We start from the raw sequence: 19,155 nt of genomic DNA, 5'->3' as shown, positions 1-19,155 counted from the left end.
GGTGGGCCGTCAGTTCCAGTCGAACTGCTGCGGGTCCGGGCCGAGGCGGGTGCCGGTCTCCACGGAGGCGACGGCGGCGAGGTCCTCGGCGTCCAGCTCGAAGCCGGCCACGTCGAGGTTCTCCCGGATGCGCGAGGGGGTGACCGACTTCGGGATCGCGATGATCCCGCTCTGCAGGTGCCAGCGGAGCACCACCTGGGCGACGGTGCGGCCGTGCTTCTCGGCCACCTTCACCAGGGCCGGCTCGGAGAGCAGGTCCTTGCCCTGGCCCAGCGGGCTCCAGGCCTCCGTCGCGATGCCGTGCTCGGCGTGGTAGGCGCGCAGCTCGTGCTGCGGGAAGTGCGGGTGCAGCTCCACCTGGTTGAGCACCGGCACCAGCTCGCTGCGCTCGCGCAGCTTGTCCAGCTGCTCGGGGCCGAAGTTGGAGACGCCGACCGAGAGGGCGCGGCCGTCGGCGGCCAGCTTCTCGAAGACCGTCCAGATGTTGAGGAAGCTGTCCCCGTGCATCGGGCGCGGCCAGTGGATCAGGTAGAGGTCCACGTGGTCGAGGCCGAGCTTGGTGAGGGACTCCTCGAAGGCGCGCTCCACCCGGGCCCGGCCCTGCTCGCCGGACCAGTCGAGCTTGCCCGAGTTCCACAGCTTGGTGGTGACGTACAGCTCCTCGCGCGCCACGCCCGAGGCGGCGAGGGCCTTGCCGGTGCCCGCCTCGTTCTCGTAGATCGCCGCGGTGTCGACGGAGCGGTAGCCCGCCTCGATCGCGGTGGCGACGGCGGCGGTGGCCTGGTCGTCCTCGACCTGCCAGACGCCGAAGCCGAGCTGCGGGATCGAGCGGCCGTTGTTGAGGGTGATGCTCGGGATGGTGCTCACGGGAAGGGGTGCCCTCCAGGTCGTACGGTCTTTGCCGTCAAGCACCCAACTGGTGGTCCAGGCCACTTGTTCCCGTCTCGGCCGAATTCGTCCGAAAATTCCTGCGCACGGAGCACACCCGCCACCCCCGCCCCGGCCGGCGACCGTCGTGGGGCGTCCTGACGTGGCCGGACCGGTCGGGCGGGCGGAAAAGCGGTTGCGGCGCGCGCCCGGCCCCCGGCACGCTCGATGGCCATGACCTCGTGACGGAGCATCACCTCCCCCTGCCGCAGGCCGCCTCCCTCCCGCCGGAGGCCCGCCTCCCCCTCCGCCGCCCCCGGTGACCCGGGCCCGGCCGTCCTCCCCCGCCCGTACCACCGCATCGGAGCGTCATGCCGCTCACCACTCTCCCGATGGCCGATCCGGGCCGTCCCGACCTGAACTCCCCGCTGGCGTTCCTGCGCTGGCTCCAACGCAGCCAGCGCCGGGGCAGCTGGCTCGCCACCCTCTGGGGCACCGTCGAGATGGCCGCGATGGCGGCCCTCCCGGCCGCGCTCGGCCTCGGCATCCAGGCGGTGGTCGACGGCGACAGCGGCGCACTCTGGCGGGCGGGGGCGCTCGCCGTGCTGCTCACCACCCTCCAGGCCGTCGGCAGCGTCCTGCTGCACCGTCAGGCGGTGTGGAACTGGATCACCGCCGCCGCCCAGGTCCGCCAACTGGTGGCCCGTCAGGCCAGCGCGCTCGGCGCCGGGCTCTCCCGCCGGATCGCCACCGGCGAGATCGTCGCCGTCAGCAGCGGCGACGTGGAGAAGATCGGCTGGTACGTGGAGCTGGTCGCCAGGGTCCGGGCCGCCGTCCTGGTCTGGCTGGCCGTCAGCCTGGTGGTGCTGGTGCAGCAGCCGCTGCTCGGCACCGCCGTGCTGCTCGGCGTCCCGGTGCTCGCGCTCTCCGTGCTGCCGCTGCTCGGCCCCTTCGAGCGCCGCTACGACGAGCAGCGCCGGCTCGGCGGCAGGGCCACCGAGCTGGCCGCCGACACCGTCGCCGGCCTGCGGGTGCTGCGCGGCATCGGCGGCGAGGAGCTCTTCCTCTCCCGGTACCGCGAGGCCTCCCAGAAGGTGCGCGGCGCCGCCGTGCGGGCGGCCAAGGTCTGGTCCCTGATGCAGGCCCAGCAGGTCCTGCTGCCCGGCCTGTTCGTGGTCGGGGTCACCTGGTACGGGGTCGAGCTGGCCGCCGAGGGCCGGATCACCGTCGGCGAGCTGGTCGCCGTCTACGGCGCCACCGCCTTCCTGGCCGCCCCGCTGCGCATCCTCGGCGAGGCCGCCCACGCCTGGAGCGTGGCCCGGGTCTCCGCCGCCCGGGCCACCCGGGTGCTCGCGCTGCACCGCACCGACGGCAGCCGCCCGCTCACCGCCGAGCTGCCCGCCGCCCCCGGCGTGGCCGACCTGTACGACCCGGTCACCGGCCTCACCGTCCGGGCCGGCCGGCTCACCGCGGTGGTCTGCGGCGACCAGGAGACCGCCGGATCGCTGGCCGCCCGGCTCGGCGGCCACGTGCCGCTGGCCGAGGACGAGAGCGCGGCGCCCTCCGTCCGGCTGGGCGGCGTCGAGCTGGACGCCGTACCGCTGGACGAGGCCCGGGCCGCGGTGCTGGTCCACGACAAGGAGCCGGTGCTGCTCTCCGGCACCCTGGCCGAGCTGCTCGCCGTCCCCGCCTCCGGGCGGGTCGGCGCCGAGGAGGCGGTGCGCGCCGCCCAGGCCGAGGACGTCCTGGACGCCCTGGTCGACGGCTCGCCCGAGGCCGGCGGGGACGCCCTCAAGGCCGTGATCACCGAACGCGGGCGCTCGCTCTCGGGCGGCCAGCGCCAGCGCCTGGCACTGGCCCGGGCCCTGGTGGTCGACCCGCCGGTGCTCGTCCTGGACGAGCCCACCAGCGCCGTCGACGCCCACACCGAGACCAGGATCGCGGCCGGCCTGCGCGCCGTCCGCGAGGGCCGCACCACCGTGGTGCTGGCCACCAGCCCGCTGCTGCTCGACCAGGCCGACACCGTCGTGCTGGTCGAGGACGGCAAGGTGGCCGCCACCGGGCGCCACCGCGAACTGCTGCGCACCACCCCGGCCTACCGCGCCGTGGTCACCCGCGAGGACGACGAGGCCACCGTCCCCGTTCCCGCCGTCGTCGAGGAGACCGTGTGAAGCCGCCCCTGGTCCAGGAGCAGGGCCCCGCCACCGTCCTGCCCGTCGCCACCCCCGCCACCGTCCGCGGCTACGTCCGCCACCTGGCGCGCCGTCACCGGGGCGGCTTCGGCGCGGTGGTGGGCCTGCACACCGTGGCCACCCTGGCCGGTCTGGTCGGGCCCTGGGTGCTCGGCTCGCTGGTCGAGGACCTGAGCGCCGGCACCGCGGAGGGCAAGGTGCTCGCCGCCGTCGGCTGGTACCTGGCCGCGCTGGTGGTGCAGGCCGCCTTCATCGGCTGGTCCCGGCTGCGCGGCGGGGTGCTCGGCGAGGAGGTGCTGGCCGACCTGCGCGAGGACTTCCTGGTGCGCTCGGTCGCCCTGCCGCCGGGCGTGCTGGAGCGGGCCGGGACGGGCGACCTGGTCTCCCGCGGCACCACCGACGTGGACCGGCTCGCCAAGTCCGTCCGCGAGGCGGTGCCCGAACTGGCCGTCGCCGTGGTCTCGGTGGTGCTGGTGCTCGGCGCCCTGGTGCTCACCTCCCCGCTGCTGGCGGTCTCGGTGGCGCTCGCGCTGCCGCTGCTGCTCTCCACCTCCCGCTGGTACTTCCGGCGCGCCCCGCAGTCCTACCGCTCCGAGTCCGCCGGCTACGCGGCCGTCAACACCGTGCTCGCCGAGACGGTGGACGCCGGCCGCACCGTCGAGTCGCTGCGGCTCGGCGGCCGGCGGGTGGAGCTGACGGACCGCAAGATCCACGAGTGGCAGGCCTGGGAGCGGTACACCCTCTGGCTGCGCTCGGTCTGGTTCCCGACCGTCTCGGCCTCCTACGCGATCGTCATCATCGGCACCCTGGTGCTCGGCGGCTGGTTCGCGCTGCGCGGGTGGCTGACGGTGGGCCAGCTGACCGCCGGGGTGCTCTACGCCCAGGCGCTCACCCACCCGGTGGACCTCATCCTGCGCTGGTACGACGAGCTCCAGGTCGGCCAGGCCTCGCTGGCCCGGCTGGTCGGCGTCCGCGAGGTGGCCGACCCGGAGACCGACGCCTCCGTCCGCCCGGCGGGCCGCCGGGTGGCCGCCGACGACGTGCGGTTCGGCTACCGCGAGGGCGCCGACGTGCTGCACGGCATCAGCCTGGACGTCGCCCCCGGCAGCCGGGTCGCCCTGGTCGGCCCGTCCGGGGCCGGCAAGTCCACCCTCGGCCGGCTGCTCGCCGGGATCTACGCCCCCGGCCGCGGCAGCGTCACCCTCGGCGGCGCCGCGCTCTCCCGGATGCCGGCCGAGCGGGTCCGCGCCGAGGTGGCCCTGGTCAACCAGGAGCACCACGTCTTCGTCGGCACCCTGCGGGACAACCTGCGCCTCGCCCGGCCGGAGGCCTCCGACGCCGAGCTGCGCGGCGCGCTGGCCGCGGTCGACGCCGACGAGTGGGCCGACGCCCTCCCCGAGGGCCTGGACACCGAGGTCGGCTCCGGCGGACTCGCCCTGACGCCCCCTCAGGCCCAGCAGCTGGCCCTCGCCCGCCTGGTCCTCGCCGACCCCCACACCCTGGTCCTCGACGAGGCCACCTCCCTCCTCGACCCGCGCGCCGCCCGGCACCTGGAGCGCTCGCTCTCCCGCGTCCTGGCCGGCCGCACCGTCATCGCCATCGCCCACCGCCTCCACACCGCCCACGACGCCGACGTCATCGCCGTCGTCGAACGCGGCCGGATCAGCGAGTACGGCCCCCACGAAGACCTGGTCACCGCCGACGGCCCGTACGCGGCCCTCTGGCGCTCCTGGCGCGACGAGGGCTGACGCCCCGACGGCGGACGGCCGCCCGGCGAGGGCCGCCAGCCCTCGTCCGGGCAGCCCGAAGAGGTAGGCGGCCCGGACCGAGGGCTCGCGGGTGGCGAGCACCCGGTCGGTCAGCAGCTCGGCCAGGGAGTGCCGTTGCGCCTCGGTCAGCAGGGCGGCGAGCACCAGCAGGTCGCCGGTCCGCCTGACCCGCGCGGCGTGCTCGACGGCGTGCCGGACCGTCGAGGTGAGGTGGAAGGCCGTCTCCAGGCGCAGCAGGGTCGGGACGAGCTGCTCGGGCGGCTGGTGCTCGGCGGCGGCGGTCGCCACCGCGTCGGCCGGGGCGTGCGGGAGCCTGCGCCGGTGGAGGTGGAGCACCAGGTTCCCGACGGCCTGGTGGTCGTTCTCCCGGACGAAGACCGCGGCGGCGGCCGCGACCTGGTCGGTCAGGCCGAGGCCGGCGAACGCACCCACCAGGTCGGCCGCCTCGACGACGTCGCGGCCCCGCACCGCCTCGGGGAAGGCGGCCAGGGCGGGTGACGAGGGCGCCGCCCCGTGCAGGGCCGTCAGGAGCGAGACGGCCTCGCCCGCCGGACGGTGCCGGGCCGTGGCACGGACCAGCTCGACGATCACGTCCCGGTACCGGGCGTCCGGGTGGACGGCGAGGTGGAACAGCTGCTCGGCCGAGGCGCAGCGCAGGTCGTTCATCAGCTCGTCGGCCCGGGCGACCGGGGACACCAGGTCGAGGGCGAGCCGCTGCTCCCAGAGCAGCTGGCGGACCCGTTCCTCCGCCGCCAGGGTCCGGGCCCGCTCCCTGAGCAGCTCCTCGCGGAGGTGCAGGACCTCCCGGTGGAGCGTGTCGCGCTCGTGGCGCAGCCGCAGGTGTTCGGAGTCGTCGGTGGTGAGTGACTGCCGCAGGGCGCGGAGCCGGTCGTCGGAGAGCGCCAGCGCCCTCTCCCGCTCGGCCAGCCTGCCGGCCAGGACCTCCTGCTCCTGGTGGCTGCTGGACAGCTCCGCCCGCGTGCGTTCGAGTGCGAGCCGCAGGTGCTGCGAGTCGCTCCGGCCGGCCGACGCCCGCTCCAGCAGGGCGAGCAGTTCGGTGCGCACCTCCGGGCCGACCGGCCGTCCGGCCGCGTCCAGCTCCTCGCAGAGGCCGGTGACGAAGGCCGGTTGCGGCAGGCGCTGGCCGGCCACGTAGCGGTACACCGCCGAGTGGTCCAGGTTGTGCCGCTCACCGTACTCGCGGTAGGTGCTGCCCAACTGCTCGTACAGGGGGCGCAGCCGGGCCGCGAAGGCCGACCGGTCGGAATGGTCTTGCTGGGACACCGCACCGTCCTCGCTCTCGCCGTGGATGGCTCGATCCTCCCGGCTCCGTCGCGCCGTGGCCGGTGTTGCGGACGGATCGTCAACACATGGGTGGGGAAACGGCGATGACGGTTGCCGGGACGACCGGCAACGTGTTGCGGCTTACGCAACGCGCACGCCGCACCGCACGGTGGGGTCCTCGTCCCCGCACACCCTGGAGCTCCGGTGTCCCGTACCGCCCTCGTCCTGCTCGCCGCCTCCGTGGTGGCGCTCGCCGCCCTGCTGGTCGCCGCCGCGGCCGCCGGGCTGGCCCGTTGGGAGGGGGCCGGGCGTCCGGCGGCGGTGCGGGCCGGGGCGGTGGCGTTCGCGGGCACGGTGACGCTGGCGGTGGTGGTGGCCTCGTACCTGGGGGACGTGCTGGGCTGACTGGGCCGTACGGATGGTGTCGGTGCGATGGTCGGAGTGGTGCGGCGGGCCCCGGTGGGGGTGGGCGCATGCTCGGCGGGTGACCAAGACAACGGGTGATGGGTCGGGGAAGCGGAGCGAGATCGCGGGGATCCCCACGCGGGTGATCGCGATCGGGGCGATCGTGGTGCTGGCGGTGTGGTTCCTGCTGGCCAACCTGGACAAGGTGAAGATCCAGTTCTGGGTGTTCACGGTGTCCTGTCCGCTGTGGATCGCGCTGCTGGCGACCCTGCTCGCGGGCGGGGCGCTGGGGTGGCTGCTCAAGGGGCGGCGCTCGAAGTGAGCGGGGTGGCCGCGTTCACCCCGCTGATCGAACTCCGGGGGGTGAACAAGCACTTCGGGGCGCTGCACGTGCTCCAGGAGATCGACCTGACGGTCGGCCGGGGCGAGGTCGTGGTGGTGATCGGGCCGTCCGGGTCGGGCAAGTCGACGCTCTGCCGGGCGGTCAACCGGCTGGAGCAGATCGAGTCGGGGACGATCACCATCGACGGGGTGCCGCTGCCCGCGGAGGGCAAGGGCCTGGCGAAGCTGCGCGCCGAGGTGGGGATGGTCTTCCAGTCCTTCAACCTGTTCGCCCACAAGACGGTGCTGCAGAACGTGGTGCTGGCCCAGGTGAAGGTCAGGAAGCGCGCCAGGCCGGAGGCCGAGGCCAAGGCCCGCGCCCTGCTGGACCGGGTCGGGCTGGCCGCGCACGCGGACAAGTACCCGGCCCAGCTCTCCGGCGGGCAGCAGCAACGGGTGGCGATCGCACGGGCGTTGGCGATGGACCCGAAGGCGCTGCTGTTCGACGAGCCGACCTCCGCCCTCGACCCGGAGATGATCAACGAGGTGCTGGACGTGATGAAGGGCCTCGCCGACGAGGGCATGACGATGGTGGTGGTGACGCACGAGATGGGCTTCGCCCGCAGTGCGGCCCACCGCGTGGTGTTCATGGCGGACGGGCGGATCCTGGAGGACCGCGCGCCGGAGGAGTTCTTCGCCAGCCCGCGGACGGACCGGGCCAAGGACTTCCTCTCCAAGATCCTGAAGCACTGAGGGGCGGTCAGCGATGCGACGGATCGCGGTCGTTGCGGTGCTGCTCCTCGCGGCCGCCGCCTGCGGCAAGCCCGGCACCCCGCCGCCCAAGGGCCCGCAGCCCAGCGCGCTGCCGAGCTACCAGGTGAACGGCGCGGGCGCGGTGAGCGGCTCGCCCACCCTGGACGCCGCCCGCGGCCGCGGCCGGCTGGTGGTCGGCGCCAAGGAGGACCAGCCGTACCTGGGTCAGAAGAACCCGGCCACCGGCCAGTACTCCGGCTTCGACATCGAGATCGCCAAGATGGTCGCCGCCGACCTGGGCTTCGCCCCGGAGCAGATCCAGTTCCGCACCATCGCCTCGGCCAACCGCGAGACGGCGCTGCAGAACGGCCAGGTGGACTACTACGTCGGCACCTACACCATCAACGACAACCGCAAGAAGCTGGTCGGCTTCGCCGGGCCGTACTACATCGCGGGCCAGGGCCTGTTGGTGCGTCAGCAGGAGAAGGACATCGACGGGCCGCAGGACCTGGGCGGCAAGAAGGTCTGCTCCGCCGCCGGGTCCACCCCGTACCAGCGGATCCAGAAGGACTACCCGCAGGCCACGCTGGTCGGCTACGACACCTACTCGGCCTGCGTGGACAACCTGATCACGGCCCAGGTGGACGTGGTGACCACCGACGACACCATCCTGATGGGCTACGCGGCCAAGGTCCCGGACGAGTTGAAGCTGGTCGGGCAGCCGTTCTCCAAGGAGCCGTACGGCATCGGCACGCCCAGGAACGACACCGTGCTCAGGGGCGTGATCAACGACGCGCTCCAGCACCACGAGCAGAACGGCGACTGGAAGAAGGCGTACGACGCCACCCTCGGCCTCTCCGGGGTGCCGGCGCCGGCGCCCCCGCCGATCGACCGCTACTGACGCTACCGAGAGGCGCCCGGGTTGAAGGTCCTGACGGACAACTGGTCCACGTACTGGGAGGGTTTCCTCGGCACGCTGGAGCTGACGGCGGTCAGCGCGGTGCTGGCCCTGGTGCTCGGGGTGCTGATGGCGGCCTGCCGGGTCTCGCCGGTGAAGCCGCTGCGCACGCTGGGGACGGCCTGGGTGACGGTGCTGCGCAACACGCCGCTGACCCTGCTGTTCTTCGCGGTGCTGCTGGGGCTGCCGCGGTTCGGGATCTCGCTGCCGTTCTTCACCTTCGCGGTGATCGCGCTCGGCTGCTACACCTCGGCCTTCGTCTGCGAGGCGCTGCGCTCGGGCATCAACACGGTGCCCACCGGGCAGGGCGAGGCGGCCCGCAGCCTGGGCATGACCTTCGGTCAGACCCTGGGCCTGGTGGTGCTGCCGCAGGCCTTCCGCTCGGTGGTGGCGCCGGTCGGCAGCGTGATGATCGCGCTGGCGAAGAACACCGCGATCGCCGGCTCGTTCTCGGTGGTGGAGCTGCTCGGCACCTACCGGACCGTCAACGAGCTGGGGTACAGCATCATCTGGACCTTCGTCTGGATCGCCGTCGGATACCTGGTGATCACCCTGGCGATCAGCGCGGTCTTCAACCTGATGGAACGTCGGCTGGCGGTGTCCCGGTGAGCGCGGCGGGTACGCCGGCCTCGGCGCTGTACGACGTCCCCGGGCCGAAGGCGGCCGCCCGGCACCGGCTCTACGGGGTGCTGACCACCGTACTGCTGGCGGCGGCGCTCGGCTGGGTGGTGTGGAAGCTCTTCGACACCGAGCAGTTCACGTACCAGAAGTGGATGCCCTTCGAGTACGAGGGCGTCCAGGAGCTGCTGCTGCGCGGCCTGGGCAACACCCTCAAGGCCTTCGCGCTGACCGCCCTGTTCGCCCTCCCGTTCGGCGCGCTGTTCGCCGCCGGGCGGCTCTCCGACCACCGGCCGGTGCGCTGGGCGTGCACGGTGGTGGTGGAGTTCTTCCGGGCCATGCCGCTGCTGGTGATGATCTTCTTCATCTTCGTCGCCATGCAGGTGCAGCCGCTCTGGGCGCTGGTGGCCGGGCTGACCCTCTACAACGGCTCGGTGCTGGCCGAGGTCTTCCGGGCCGGGGTGCTCGCGGTGCCCAGGGGGCAGCGCGAGGCGGCCTACGCGCTCGGCATGCGCAAGACCCAGGTGATGGCGTACGTGCTGGTGCCGCAGGCCAACCGGGCGATGCTGCCGAGCATCATCAGCCAGCTGGTGGTGGCGCTCAAGGACACCTCGCTGGGCTTCCTGATCACCTACGAGGAGTTCCTGCACGCGGGCAAGCTGATCGCCACCAACCTCGACTACGACCTGCCCTTCATCCCGGTGGTGCTGGTGATCGCCCCGGTCTACATCGGCATGTGCCTGCTGCTCTCCTGGCTCGCCCGCTGGGTCGAGCAGCGCGGCCGGCGCAGCCCGCGGATCAAGGGCGGGGCCCCGATGGCCAAGGCGGGCGTGGCGATGGGGCTGCCGCCGGAGGCGCGGTGACGCCCCGTCAAGGGGGACGGCTGTCCGAGGCGCGGTGACGCCCCGTCAGGGGGACGGCTGCCGGGCGGGCGCGCCGAGGACCTCGGCGGCCTTGGCCAGGACGGCGCCCTGGTGCTCCCTGGCCCGGTCCAGCGCCGGGCGGTGGGCCTCGATGGCGGCCCGCTGGAGGTCGCTCTCCACCGTCAGCAGCACGGTCGGCAGCCGGGTGGCGGCCTTGCAGGCGACATCGGCCCGGGCGGTGGCGCGCTCCAGCTCGGTGGGCTGCGCCGCGTTCCACCGGGGGTCGTCGTTGGCCCGCCAGATGTCGGGGTAGGAGTAGCCGGCCCGCTGCATGCAGGCGCTCCACTCCGCGGTCGCGGCCACCGTGCGCGGGTCCTTCCCGGCCCGGGTGAAACTGTCGGTCGGTATCCGGTTGAGCTCGATGCTGCCCTGGCTGAACCTCCCCACCCCGAGGGTGCGCCGGGCCTCGCCGAGGCAGCCGCCCTCGGGCACCGGGACCCCGTTCAGCTCGGCGGCCCCCTTGCCGCCGTAGGCCGTCACGACCTCGGGGGTGGGTTCGGGCGCGGCCTCGGCGGCCGGCCGGGGGAGCGGGTGGTAGCCCAGCCGCTCGGCCTCGGCCGGGTCGATCAGCCCGTACCGCTGGGCGTTGACCGGCCCCGCGGCGTCCGGTGGCGGGGCGGCCGGCCGCCAGTCGAGGCCGAAGCGCCGCAGGCAGTCGCCGGCCAGCAGCTGCTCGGCCCGGGCCACCGTGCGCTCCTGGTCCGCCGTCATCAGGTAGGCGTCGAAGGGCAGCACGATGTCGGCTCCGGTCCGGACCTCCCGGACCGGATCCGGCGGCCGGGAGCCGGGCCCGGCCCCCGGCGCGGGAGAGCAGGCGGCCAGGGCGGCCAGGGCCGCGAGCAGCAGGGTGAGCGGGGCGGTCGCGCGCATGTCCGTCCTTGTCCCGTGGGGCCGTTCCGGAGCGGGGCACCTTGCCCGTGCCCCGCTCCGGAACGCGCTGGTCAGAAGTTGTAGACGTTTCCGCAGGTCCCGCCGAAGATGTGCGAGTTCATCCGGTCGTTGGCGTTGGTGCCGTCGGAGAGCGTGACGTAGGCGAAGTTCGACACCTCGCCGCCGGCCGCGACGGTGAAGCAGGCACCCCGGTACTGGGAGTTGTAGAAGACCCGGATGTTCTGGGCGAGGTCCCAGTTGTCCAGGCTGCTGACGTTGGTGGCCACGTAGTCGCCCCGGTAGAGCTGGATCCCGTTGTTGTAGGTGACCTGACCCCAGTTCGGCTGCCGGTTGAAGTTGTCGAACTTCCCGCCCTGGTAGTTGGCGTCGCTGTAGAGACAGGCGTTGTTCGGCGTGCAGGGCGCGGACGCGACGGCCGTGCCGACACCGGTGCCGACGGCGGCCACGGCGAGCAGTCCGGCCACGGCGAGGTTCCTCAGACGCATGGTGATCCGTTCTCGATGGGTGCGGGAGCCGCTCCGGCTCCCGCCCACAGACTCTCCCGGGGGTGGTTCGCATTCCTTGTAAAAAAGCGAAGCGGGTGGGACAGGAGTGGATACCAAAGGATCTGACGGGGTATCGGCAGCTACCCCAAAATCTGCTTATGATTCGGGGATGTTCGACTCCCGGCACCTGCGCACCTTCCACGAGGTGGTCCGCACCGGCTCCTACTCGGCCGCGGCCCGCGAGCTCGGCTACACCCAGCCCGCGATCACCCAGCAGATGAAGGCGCTGGAGCGCGAGGTCGGCGTCCCGCTGTTCACCCGGGCCGGGCGCGGACTGCGGCTCACCGAGGCCGGGGAGACCCTGGCCCGGCACGCCGAGGAGATCCTGGCCGGGCTGCGCACCGCGCAGCAGCAGCTCGGCGCGCTCGCCCGGCTGCGCGCCGGCCGGGTCCGGGTCTGCGCCTTCCCCAGCGCCAACGCCACCCTGATACCCGCCGCGATGGCCCGCCTCCAGGCCGAGCACCCCGGCATCCGGGTCGAACTGCTGGAGGCCGAGCCGCCCGAGTCCCTCCAGCGGCTGCTGCGCGGGGAGTGCGACATCACCCTCGCCTTCGGCTACCCCGGCGCCGACCCCGAAGTCCCGCCCGAGGTGGTGGTCACACCGCTGATGGAGGACCAGCTCACCGTGCTGCTCCCGCTCGGCCACCCGCTGGCGCGCCGTCAGGCCGTCCGGATCGGCGACCTCTCCGAGGAGCGCTGGATCGCCGGCTGCCCGCGCTGCCGGGCCAACCTGCTCCAGGTCTGCTCCGACCAGGGCTTCGCCCCCGACGTGGTCTTCACCACCGACGACAACCTCGCCGTGCAGAGCCTGGTCGCCGCCGGCGTCGGCATCGCCCTGATGCCCGCCCTGGTGCTCTCCTTCATGTGCCACGCCAAGGTCACCGGCCGCCTCGCCGAGCCGCACGTGCGCCGCCAGGTCTCCGCCTACGTGCTCCGCGACCACCTCCGGGTGCCCGCCACCGGACTGGTCCTGGACGAACTGGTCCGGGCCGCCGCCGCCCGCGTGGGCTGCTGACCAGCCCCAACGGCCGCCCTCCGAACGGGCGAACGGCGCACCCGAACGGTCCGCCATCCATAAGCGCGAGCTGGCGGAACGTCAACGAATCCTCGTTGGACGCGTGCGCGCACGCGTCGCACGCTCGGTGGCATGACAACCACCACCGCGCCCCTGGACGCCTGTACCGAGCGGATGCACGGCCTGGTCGACGAGCTGCGCCGCGTGGTCGGCCGGGCCCTGCCGCCGGAGCTGACGGTCCGGCTGGTCGCCGCCGCCCTGGCCCCGCACCTCGGCAGCCCGGACCTGCTCACCCCCGCCCAGCAGGAGGGCGACCCCGAGCGCTACCGCCAGCACCTGCTGCACGCCGAGTCCGACGGCAGCCTCTCGGTGGCCGCCCTGGTCTGGCTGCCCGGCCAGCACACCTCGATCCACGACCACGTCTCCTGGTGCGCCACCGGCGTCCACCAGGGCGAGGAGAGCGAGCGCCGCTACCTGCTCGTCCCCGACGGCCGCACCGGACGGCTGGTCGCCACCGAGGACGTGGTGAACCGTCAGGGCGAGGTCTGCGGCTTCACCCCGCCCGGCGACATCCACCGGGTGGCCAACACCGGCCCCGGGACCGCGATATCCCTGCACGTCTACGGCGCCGACCTGGCCCGGCTCGGCAGCAGCGTCCGCCGGGTCTACCCGAACCCGGTCGAGGGCTGATCCCCCGATGGCGATCACCCTGCGCGCCGTCGCGCACCCCACCCTCCCCGGCCCGGTCCGCCGCCACGGCCCCGGGCTCGCCCTGGCCGCCACCGGCGTGGCCGCCGCCTGGGCCGTGCACCGGGCCGTCCCGGCCGTGCCGATGCTCACCGCCGCCGTGGTGCTCGGGGTGACGGCCGGTCAGCTGCCGGCGCTGCGCCCGCTGGTCGGCGGCGCCGCCAAGGCCGGCCTCGGGCTGGCCTCCAAGCGGCTGATGCGCGCCGGGATCGTGCTGCTCGGCCTCAAGCTCGGGCTGCGCGACGTGCTCGGCCTCGGCTGGGCCAGCGTGCTGATGGTGCTCACCGTGGTCGCCGCCACCTTCTTCGGCACCGTCTGGCTGGGCCGTAGGCTCGGCCTGCCGGGCGACCAGCCGCTGCTGATCGCCACCGGCTACTCGATCTGCGGGGCCTCGGCGATCGGCGCGGTCGGCCAGGCGGCCGGCAGCGAGGAGGAGGACATGGCCACCTCCGCCGCCCTGGTCACCCTCTGCGGCACCCTGGCCATCGCGGTGCTGCCGCTGCTGCGCACCCCGCTCGGGCTGGACGCGGGGGAGTTCGGCCGCTGGGTCGGCGCCGGGGTGCACGACGTCGGCCAGGTGGTGGCCACCGCGCAGACCGCCGGGACCGAGGCGCTGCGGGAGGCCGTCCTGGTCAAGCTGATGCGGGTGGCCATGCTGGCCCCGCTGGTGGCCGGGGTCGGGATCGTGCTGGCCCGCCGCGGACCGCGCGGCGGGAAGGCCGGGGCCAAGCCGCCGGTGCTGCCGCTGTTCGTGGTCGGCTTCCTGGCCATGGTGGCCGTCAACAGCACCGGCCTGGTCCCCGCCGCGGCCCTCTCGCTGGCCGCCCACGCCCAGGAACTCCTGCTCGCCACCGCCCTGTTCGCCCTCGGCAGCGCCGTCCGGCTCTCCTCGCTGACCCGCACCGGCGCCCGGGTGGCCCTGCTCGGCCTGGCCTCCTGGGTGCTGATCGCGGGCGTCGCCTACGGCGGCGTCCTGCTGACGTCCTGAATCGGTAACTCTTCGCCCCGGCGGTCGACTTGTCGCTCCCGAACGGGCATCCTCGCAGCGGACGGGGGTGGGAGCGATGGAGTTCCACAGGGCGGGACGGCTGCGACGACGCGCAGCCAAGGTGCTGGCGGTGGCGGTGGCGATGCTGCTGGCGGACGGCTTCTGGGTGGCGCGCAGCGGCCTCGGCGACGCCGGGCAGTACGCGCTGGCGGTGGTCGCGCTGCTCACGGCGGTCTTCGGGGTGTCCCGGCTCGTCGAGGCGGCACGGCCGTTCCGGCTCCGGGTGGACGACCACGGGATCGCGCTGCACGACCACGAGCTGAGCTGGAGCCAGATCACCGCCGTCGCGCTGGAGTACCCGGACGCGGTGGAGGGCTACGAGGGCGACGACCGCAGCTACCCCGATCCGTGGCTGGTGCTCTGGCCGGTGCCCCCGGTGGTGCTCGCCGGGAAGCCGGCCGGGCAGCGCGGCGGCCACCCCGGCTACCGGGTCGCCGGCTGCACCGATCTCACCCCCGGTGTCGGGGAGTTGAGCGCCGCCCTGGTGCGCTGGGGCGGCCCGCGCTTCGTCACCGCCCCGGCCGGGATCGGCGCCGAGCCGACGGCCGGTCTCCCGGCCGGCTACCACGGCCCCGAGGAGTGGCAGGAGTACGTCGTCACCGACGACTCGCACCGCCGCGCGGCGGTGGCCCGCGCGGTGTGGGTGGCCGGGCTGCTGTACGGCACGGCGGTCGGCCTCGGGCTCGCCGGGGTCCGGTCCTTCGACGCCTTCGGCCGGGCCCCGCTGCTCCCCTTCGGCCTCCTCGCCCCCTACCTGGTGCTGGCCGGTCTCTCCCGGGCCCGCCGCTACCGCCGCTGGGCCCGCCGGCCGCAGCGGCTGCGGATCGGCAGCCGGGGAATCGGGCTGCGGCCGCGCGGCGGGCAGGAGGTGCTGCTGGACTGGGCCGAGTTGACGGCGGTGCGGATCGCGCCGCGCCCCGACCTGACCGACGGCGCCGCCTGGCTGACGGTCTGGGCGGTCCCGGGCACCCGGTACGGGGCCTCCGGCGACTTCCGCCAGGACGGCCTCTGGGCCCGGGCCCTCGTCCCGGTGGCCGGACTGCCGGCGCGGTTCCTGACGCCGGAACAGGCCCTGCTCCGGTACTCCGGCGGACGCTACCGCGAGAGCGGCTAGAGTCGGGGGCGCACAGCCGCAGACGAACGACCGAAGGGCCCCAGCGAGATGACCGTGCTCCCGGACCGGGACGGATTCGACGCCCCCGTCACGATCGACCGCCGCGAGGGCCCGTACGGCGAGGTGGCGCTGCGGCGGCGCGGGGCGCACTACGAGATCATCGCCAACGGCTGCTTCCTGATGGACACCGCCGACGGCCGCTCCGAGCGCCTGCTGATCCAGGCCGCGCTCGACCAGCTGCCCGCGGTGGAGAGCCCCGCCGTGCTGATCGGCGGCCTCGGCGTCGGCTTCTCGCTGGCGTACGCGGCGGCCGAGCCGCGCTGGGGCCGGATCGCGGTGGCCGAGCGGGAGGACGCCATCATCGACTGGCACCGCACCGGCCCGCTCGCCGCGTTCTCCGAGCACGCCCTGGACGACCCCCGGGTCGCGGTGCTCCACGGCGACCTGGTCGCCTACCTGGCCGCCGAGGGGGAGTCCTTCGACGCGCTCTGCCTCGACATCGACAACGGCCCGGACTGGACCGTCACCGAGGAGAACTCCGGCCTCTACGGCCCGGCGGGCCTGGCCGCCGCCCGGCGCCGGCTCAACCCGGGCGGGATCCTGGCGGTCTGGAGCGCACAGCCGTCCGCGGCCTTCGAGGAGGCGCTGCGGACGGCCGGCTTCGCGGACGTGCGCACCGAGGAGATCCCGGTGCTGCGCGGCGTGCCCGATGTGGTGCACCTGGCACGCCGCGCGGACTGACGGACGGCCGACGCTACTTCAGACCGCTGTCCACCGCGGTCATCAGCTCACCGTTGGTGGTGTCGCCGTCGAAGGACCAGATCATCGCGCCCGCCAGGCCCTGGGACTTGATCCAGGCGGTCTTGCGGGCGATCTCGGTCGGGTCGTCGTAGGTGTAGAACACCGTGCCGTTGTAGATGTAGGAGTGGCCGGCCACCGGGTCGCGGTAGATGGTGTAACCACCGCTGGTGGCCATGGTCTTGAGCTTCTTGTAGTCCTCGAAGCCGTTCTCGTACGAGCCCGGGGCCGGCCCGGTCGCGCTCTGGAACAGGCCGTTGGTGGTGCCCCGCGGCACGCCCGTCCAGCCGCGTCCGTAGAACGGGATGCCGAGGGTCAGCTTGCTCTTCGGGGCGCCCCTGCTGAGGTAGGCGCCGATGGCGATCTCGGAGCTGAACTGCCGGGCCACCGGGTTCGGGTCACCGGCCGCCAGCTTGATGCCGGACTGCTGGTTGGTCTGCATCTCCCAGGCGCCGTGGTAGTCGTAGCCCTGGATGGTGGCGAAGTCGAAGGCACCGAACAGGCCGGGCACGTCGATGCCGAGGTCCACCTTGGCCGGGTCGGCCGGGAGGAAGGCGCTGAGGGTGTACTTCTTGCCGGTGGTGGCGGTCAGCGCGTCCAGCTGGCGGCGGAACTCCTGGGCCAGCAGGGTGTAGTTGGCCTTGTCGGCCGGGCGGAGGATGTTGCCGAGGTGCCCCTCGGAGTTCGGCCACTCCCAGTCGAGGTCGATGCCGTCGAAGATCCCGGCCGCCGAGCCCGCGCCGCCGCGGCCGTCGATGGTCGGCAGGTTGCCCTTGATGTACATGTCGATGCACGAGCTGACCAGCGCCTTGCGGGAGGCGTCGGTGAGCGAGGCGTCGGAGAACCACTTGCTGTACGACCAACCGCCGATGGAGATCTGCATCTTGAGGTTGGGGTACTTGGCCTTGAGCTGCTTCAGCTGGTTGAAGTTGCCGGCCAGCTTCTGGTCCCAGGTGTCGGTGGTCCCGGCCACCGAGTTGCCCGCGTCCCAGCCCTTGCCGAAGTCCGCCCAGGCGTCACCGGCACCGTCACCGGCGTTCGGGTCCGAGTCGTTGCCGGCCGCCTTGTTGGTGATGAAGCAGGTCTTGCTGGTCGGGTGGATGTTGGCGAAGGCGTAGTTGAGGTGGGTCAGCTTCGCCGCGGTGCCGGAGGTGTCCAGCTGCTTCACGCTGTAGCCGCGGGCGTAGATGGACCACTGGGTGAAGTAGCCGATCTTCAGCGCGTTGAGGTTGACCACCTCCTTGGTGGTCCGGGTGGCGACCTGGTCGGAGGCGACCGAGGAGTTGCCCGCCGCGTCGCGCGCCTTCACGGTGAAGGCGTAGTCGGTCTCCGGGGTGAGCCCGCTGATCACCGCGTTGGTGCTGGTGACGGTGGCCGCCAGCGCCGGGCCGTTGTAGACGTCGTAGGCGACCACGCCGACGTTGTCCGTGCTGGCGCCCCAACTCAGCGCCACCGAACGGGAGTCCGGGATCGCCGAGGGGGTGCCGGGCTTGCTCGGCGGCTGGGTGTCCGGCTGCGGCGGGGGCACCACGACCTGGACCGGCCCGGCCGGGGCGGAGCGGTTCCCGGCGGCGTCGAAGGCCACCACGGTGATGTTGTAGGTCCCGGCCGGCAGGCCCGCGATGGTGGAGCTGGTCCCGGCGACGGTGGCCAGCTTGGTGGAGCCGTTGAAGACGTCGTAGCCGGTGACCCCGACGTTGTCGGTGCTGGCGCTCCAGGAGGCGGTGATCGAGCCGCTGCCGGGGGAGGCCTGGAGGTTGCCCGGCACGCTCGGCGGCACGGTGTCGGAACCGGTGCCGTCGCACGGCTTGCCGTTCAACTTGCAGTTGAGCAGCGGGGTGTAGGCGCCGGAGTAGGCGATGTTGAAGCCCAGGCTGTACGAGCCGCCGGGCGCGATCGAGGTCTGCCAGCTCGGCGGCTTGACCGTGACGTGCGAGGCGGCGGTGGTGTAGGTCGCGTTCCAGAGCGAGGCGACGGTGTTGTTGGCGGGCAGGTCGAACTCGAGCACCCAGTTGTTCAGGGCGGTGGTCTCGTTGTTCTTGACGGTGTAGCTGCCCTCGTAGCCGGAGCCCCAGTCGCTGCCCTTGGCGAAGGTCGCGGTGGGGGCGGCGGCCTGGGCGGTGCTGGGCAGCGCCACCGCCAGCAGCGGGGCGATCAACGCCCCTGCCGCGAGCAGGGGCAGGCTGAACCGACGTCTGCGCATGGCTGAGCTCCTGTCCAGGGAGCGCCGCCCGGTGCACGGACGGTCTGCTCCCTACCTGTGGGGAGGTGACGGTTCCAGGTGCGGGTACTGCCGGGCCGCCGGGCCGTCGGGTTGCCACGGAGATCCTGTGTCATGCGAGCGTAGGGACGGACCCCGGCGCTGGCAATAGGTCTGGACCAGGGTCGTGCACCTGCCAGTGCTGCGTCAGGTCCGGCGGGGCGCCGCCTGCCGGTGCTGCGTCAGGTCCGGCCGTGCGTTGCGGTGCCGGGACGCCGAACGGCCGTCGGCCACGGGGCGGTTGCCTCGTGGCCGACGGCCGTCGGGGTGCGTCGTGGGCTGACCGCCCGTCAGCCGAAGGGGTTGTTCGCGGGCGGCGCGGGCTGGGCCGGGGCCGCGGGGGCGGCCTGGGCGGCGGGGGCCGGGGCGCCGAAGGGGTTGAAGTCGGCCGGGGGGACGTGGACGAAGCGGCCCTTGGCGTCGTCGTCCTTCTCCTCGGCGGCCGGGGCGGCGGCCTTGGGCTTCGGCGGGGCGAAGGGGTTGAAGTCCGCCGGGGGTACGTGCACGAAGCGGCCCTTCACCTCGTCGTCGTCGACGGGTGCCGGCGGGGCGGCCGGCACCACCGGAGGCGGCGGGGTGGTCGGGCGCGGCGGCGGGTGGCGGTGTCGACGACGGTCTGGAGGTTGTCGGCGGTGGTCATGATCAGG

20 protein-coding genes are annotated in these 19,155 nt (G+C 73.6%); 15 read left to right on the top strand and 5 right to left on the bottom strand.

Annotated elements, in window-relative coordinates:
* Nucleotides 1-9 precede the first annotated feature (9 nt).
* A complete protein-coding gene (locus ACWEPF_RS34185; protein WP_345280758.1) occupies nucleotides 10-867 on the bottom strand; it encodes an aldo/keto reductase in 858 nt (285 codons plus the stop codon).
* Nucleotides 868-1,238: 371 nt separating this feature from the next.
* Between ACWEPF_RS34185 and ACWEPF_RS34180 the strand changes: the two genes are divergently transcribed.
* The 10 genes from ACWEPF_RS34180 (at nucleotide 1,239) to ACWEPF_RS34135 (ending at nucleotide 10,030) form a co-directional block, all read left to right on the top strand.
* Nucleotides 1,239-3,038: an ABC transporter ATP-binding protein gene (locus ACWEPF_RS34180; protein ID WP_452175653.1), complete on the top strand. Its 1,800-nt coding sequence runs from the start codon at nucleotides 1,239-1,241 to the stop codon at nucleotides 3,036-3,038.
* Nucleotides 3,035-4,807, top strand: coding sequence for an ABC transporter ATP-binding protein (locus ACWEPF_RS34175; protein WP_452175652.1), 1,773 nt, complete (start codon nucleotides 3,035-3,037; stop codon nucleotides 4,805-4,807). Before ACWEPF_RS34180 ends, ACWEPF_RS34175 begins: the two co-directional genes overlap by 4 nt.
* Before the next feature lie 135 nt (nucleotides 4,808-4,942).
* Entirely contained in the window at nucleotides 4,943-5,326 is a 384-nt protein-coding gene (locus ACWEPF_RS34170; protein ID WP_452175651.1) for a hypothetical protein, read from the top strand.
* 126 nt (nucleotides 5,327-5,452) lie between these two features.
* A complete protein-coding gene (locus ACWEPF_RS34165) occupies nucleotides 5,453-5,695 on the top strand; it encodes a hypothetical protein (RefSeq protein WP_452175650.1) in 243 nt (80 codons plus the stop codon).
* A 621-nt stretch (nucleotides 5,696-6,316) separates the two neighbouring features.
* A complete protein-coding gene (locus ACWEPF_RS34160; protein WP_452175649.1) occupies nucleotides 6,317-6,517 on the top strand; it encodes a hypothetical protein in 201 nt (66 codons plus the stop codon).
* Between the two features lie 79 nt (nucleotides 6,518-6,596).
* On the top strand, nucleotides 6,597-6,839 hold the full coding sequence (locus tag ACWEPF_RS34155) for a LapA family protein (protein WP_345280746.1): 243 nt from the start codon (nucleotides 6,597-6,599) through the stop codon (nucleotides 6,837-6,839).
* Nucleotides 6,840-6,844: 5 nt separating this feature from the next.
* Complete coding sequence (locus ACWEPF_RS34150; protein WP_345280817.1) at nucleotides 6,845-7,591, top strand: amino acid ABC transporter ATP-binding protein; 747 nt, start codon at nucleotides 6,845-6,847, stop codon at nucleotides 7,589-7,591.
* 13 nt (nucleotides 7,592-7,604) lie between these two features.
* Entirely contained in the window at nucleotides 7,605-8,492 is an 888-nt protein-coding gene (locus ACWEPF_RS34145) for a glutamate ABC transporter substrate-binding protein (protein ID WP_452175648.1), read from the top strand.
* Nucleotides 8,493-8,513: 21 nt separating this feature from the next.
* Complete coding sequence (locus ACWEPF_RS34140; protein WP_345280742.1) at nucleotides 8,514-9,158, top strand: amino acid ABC transporter permease; 645 nt, start codon at nucleotides 8,514-8,516, stop codon at nucleotides 9,156-9,158.
* Nucleotides 9,155-10,030 (top strand): amino acid ABC transporter permease, encoded by an 876-nt coding sequence (locus ACWEPF_RS34135; protein ID WP_452175647.1) that lies wholly within the window; start codon nucleotides 9,155-9,157, stop codon nucleotides 10,028-10,030. The genes ACWEPF_RS34140 and ACWEPF_RS34135 overlap by 4 nt, the downstream gene beginning before the upstream one ends.
* Nucleotides 10,031-10,075: 45 nt before the next feature.
* Here the strand turns inward: ACWEPF_RS34135 and ACWEPF_RS34130 are convergent, their stop codons facing one another.
* Nucleotides 10,076-10,960 (bottom strand): hypothetical protein, encoded by an 885-nt coding sequence (locus ACWEPF_RS34130; protein ID WP_452175646.1) that lies wholly within the window; start codon nucleotides 10,958-10,960, stop codon nucleotides 10,076-10,078.
* Nucleotides 10,961-11,031: 71 nt separating this feature from the next.
* Nucleotides 11,032-11,466, bottom strand: a complete 435-nt coding sequence (locus ACWEPF_RS34125; RefSeq protein WP_345280736.1) for a peptidase inhibitor family I36 protein — start codon at nucleotides 11,464-11,466, stop codon at nucleotides 11,032-11,034.
* 169 nt (nucleotides 11,467-11,635) lie between these two features.
* Here ACWEPF_RS34125 and ACWEPF_RS34120 point away from each other — a divergent pair, with 169 nt between their 5' ends.
* From ACWEPF_RS34120 to ACWEPF_RS34100, 5 genes are all read left to right on the top strand, one after another.
* Complete coding sequence (locus ACWEPF_RS34120; protein WP_345280734.1) at nucleotides 11,636-12,541, top strand: LysR family transcriptional regulator; 906 nt, start codon at nucleotides 11,636-11,638, stop codon at nucleotides 12,539-12,541.
* Between the two features lie 132 nt (nucleotides 12,542-12,673).
* A complete protein-coding gene (locus ACWEPF_RS34115) occupies nucleotides 12,674-13,231 on the top strand; it encodes a cysteine dioxygenase (RefSeq protein ID WP_452175645.1) in 558 nt (185 codons plus the stop codon).
* Between the two features lie 7 nt (nucleotides 13,232-13,238).
* A complete protein-coding gene (locus tag ACWEPF_RS34110; protein WP_452175644.1) occupies nucleotides 13,239-14,276 on the top strand; it encodes a YeiH family protein in 1,038 nt (345 codons plus the stop codon).
* A gap of 76 nt (nucleotides 14,277-14,352) precedes the next feature.
* Nucleotides 14,353-15,450, top strand: a complete 1,098-nt coding sequence (locus ACWEPF_RS34105) for a hypothetical protein (RefSeq protein ID WP_452175643.1) — start codon at nucleotides 14,353-14,355, stop codon at nucleotides 15,448-15,450.
* A gap of 48 nt (nucleotides 15,451-15,498) precedes the next feature.
* A complete protein-coding gene (locus ACWEPF_RS34100) occupies nucleotides 15,499-16,191 on the top strand; it encodes a spermidine synthase (RefSeq protein ID WP_452175642.1) in 693 nt (230 codons plus the stop codon).
* Between the two features lie 13 nt (nucleotides 16,192-16,204).
* On the opposite strand, the gene ACWEPF_RS34095 is transcribed toward ACWEPF_RS34100, so the two are convergent.
* Both ACWEPF_RS34095 and ACWEPF_RS34090 read right to left on the bottom strand, forming a co-directional pair.
* A complete protein-coding gene (locus ACWEPF_RS34095; protein WP_452175641.1) occupies nucleotides 16,205-18,451 on the bottom strand; it encodes a glycosyl hydrolase family 18 protein in 2,247 nt (748 codons plus the stop codon).
* 347 nt (nucleotides 18,452-18,798) lie between these two features.
* The gene (locus ACWEPF_RS34090; RefSeq protein WP_452175640.1) at nucleotides 18,799-19,014 is read right to left on the bottom strand and encodes a hypothetical protein; all 216 of its coding nucleotides are present in this window, start codon (nucleotides 19,012-19,014) and stop codon (nucleotides 18,799-18,801) included.
* Nucleotides 19,015-19,155: the final 141 nt, after the last annotated feature.

The sequence above is a fragment of the Kitasatospora sp. NPDC004289 genome (genome assembly GCF_053602875.1).
Note: the sequence above shows the minus strand (reverse complement) of the source record. Positions and strands in the feature narration are given on the sequence as shown.